The sequence below is a fragment of the Corallococcus sp. CA047B genome (assembly GCF_003612065.1).
In the GTDB taxonomy this organism is placed as follows: domain Bacteria; phylum Myxococcota; class Myxococcia; order Myxococcales; family Myxococcaceae; genus Corallococcus; species Corallococcus praedator.
On sequence record NZ_RAWD01000591.1, the window covers coordinates 1 to 2325 of the forward strand.

Genomic DNA, 2325 nt, shown 5'->3' on the forward strand with positions numbered 1-2325 from the left:
GTTCCCAGTGCGCCGGCGTCAGCTTCACCAGGCTGTAGTCCGCGCGGGCTCGCAGCGCTCGCGCAAGCCCCTCCACCCCGTCCGACTCCGGCAGCAGCCACACACCCCGGCCCGCGACGAGCGGCACCAACAGGCTGGTCACCGTCAGGTCGAACACCACCGGCGAGTGCACCGGCGCGCCAATGCCCCGCTCCAGGCCGTACGCCTCCAGGGCCCAGGAGACGTAGTTGTTCAACCCGCCGTGCGGCACCATCACGCCCTTGGGCTGACCGGTGCTGCCCGACGTGTAGAGCACGTACGCGAGGTGCCCCGCGTCCACGCCCGCGTCGCACCGCGTCTCCGGACGCGAGCGCACCCCGACCGCATGGGAGTCCAGCAGCACCACCCGCTCGTCCGCCAGCGGCAGCGTGTCCGCGAACCGCTGCAGCGTGACGACCACGGCCACGCCCGCGTCGGACAGCATGAAGCGCAGCCGCGGCGTTGGGTACGTCGCGTCCAGCGGCACGTACGCACCGCCGGCCTTCAGGATGCCCAGCAGGCCCACCACCATCCGGGGCGAGCGGTCCACGCACAGGCCCACGCGCACTTCGGGCCCCACGCCCAGCTCTCGCAGGTACCACGCGAGCTGGTTGGCCTGACGATCGAGCTGCGCGTACGTGAGGACCTCGCCCTCGAAGCGCACCGCCTCCGCGTCCGGCGTCCGCGCGGCCTGGGCCTCGAACAGGTGATGCACGCAGGCGTCCCGCGCGTAGTCGCGCGCGGTATGGTTCCACTCCACCAGGACCCGCTGGCGCTCCGCTTCCGGGAGCAGGGGCAGGTCGCTCACGCGCTGGCCGGGCTCCTCGACGATGGCCTCCAGGAGGACCTGGAGGTGGGCGAGCATCCGCGTCGCGGTGGCGTCGTCGTAGAGGTCCGGGCTGTATTCGATCGCCGTGAGCAGGCCTCCGGCAGTGTCCGCCAGGGACAGCGACAGCTCGAACTTCGCCGTGTGGGCGCCGGTCTCCACCGGGCTCAGGCGCAATCCACCCGGGAGCGTCGCCTCGGGCGGAGGGGGGTTCTCGAACGTGAACATCACCTGGAAGAGCGGCGGTCGAGACAGGTCGCGCTCGGGCCGCAGGGCCTCCACCAGCTTCTCGAACGGCACCTCCTGGTTCGACTGCGCGCCGAGCGTCGTCTCACGCACCTGCTTGAGCAGATCCCGGAAGGTCAGCGCACCGCCCAGCCGGGCGCGAAGCACCAGCGTGTTGACGAAGAAGCCGATGAGTCCTTCCAGCTCCGTGCGGTTGCGGCCCGCGATGGGCGTGCCCACGCTGACGTCGTCCTGCCCGCTGTAGCGCGACAGCATCACCTGCCACGCCGCCAGCAGCAGCATGAAGGGCGTAGCGCCCTCCTTGCGCCCCAGGCTCCACAGCGCGTCACGCAGCGCGGGAGCAATCGTCATGGAGCGGCGTGCTCCCCGGAGCAGCGGGGCGGCCGTGCGCGGACGGTCCGTGGGCAGTTCAATGACCCGGGGCGCGCCGTCCAGTTGCTCGCGCCACCACGCCACCTGCGCGTCGAGCACCTCGTCCTTCAGCCAGCCGCGCTGCCACGCGGCGAAGTCCACGTACTGCACCGCCAGCTCCCGCAGCGGCGAGGGACGGCCTGCCAGATGCGCCGCGTACAGCGCGACGACCTCGCGCACGAGGACGCCCATGGACCAACCGTCGGAGACGATGTGGTGCATCACCATCGCGAGCAGGTGTTCGTGCTCCCCGGTGCGCACCACGCGCGTGCGCAGCAGGGGTCCCCGCGCGAGATCGAACGGCGCGCGCGTCCACGCATCGACGAGGCGCTGGGCCTCGGCTTCGCGATCCGGGTGTCCGCTCACGTCGATGACGTCCCACGCCAGGGCACCCGGTGGGGAGATGCGCTGGAACGGCAGACCGTCGCTCGACTGGATGGTTGTTCTCAGGGCCTCGTGCCGGCGCACCAGCTCCGTCACCGCATGTTCCAGGGCGGCCACGTCCAGCGCGCCCTCCAGCCGGACCGTTGTCGCCACGTTGTAGGAGGCATTGCCCGGCTGGAGCTGATCCAGGAACCACAGACGCTGCTGCGCGAACGACAGCGGCAGCTCACCGGTGCGCACCATCGGCGTCAGCGGAGGCACCTTCACGCCCTGCCGCGCACGCAGCGCTTCGTCCACGCGCAGCGCGAGCCTGGAGACGGTGGACGCCTCGAAGAGGGCCCGCAGGGGCAGCTCCACCCCGAAGGCACCGCGCACCCGCGACATCGCCTGCGTCGCCAGCAGCGAGTGGCCTCCCAGGTCGAAGAAGTTGTCCTCCGCCC

General features: G+C 71.5%; 1 protein-coding gene. It reads right to left on the bottom strand.

What is annotated here, in order from left to right:
• Positions 1–2325 (bottom strand): condensation domain-containing protein (locus D7X74_RS41315; RefSeq protein WP_147446892.1); only part of this gene is annotated, 2325 nt, incomplete at both ends.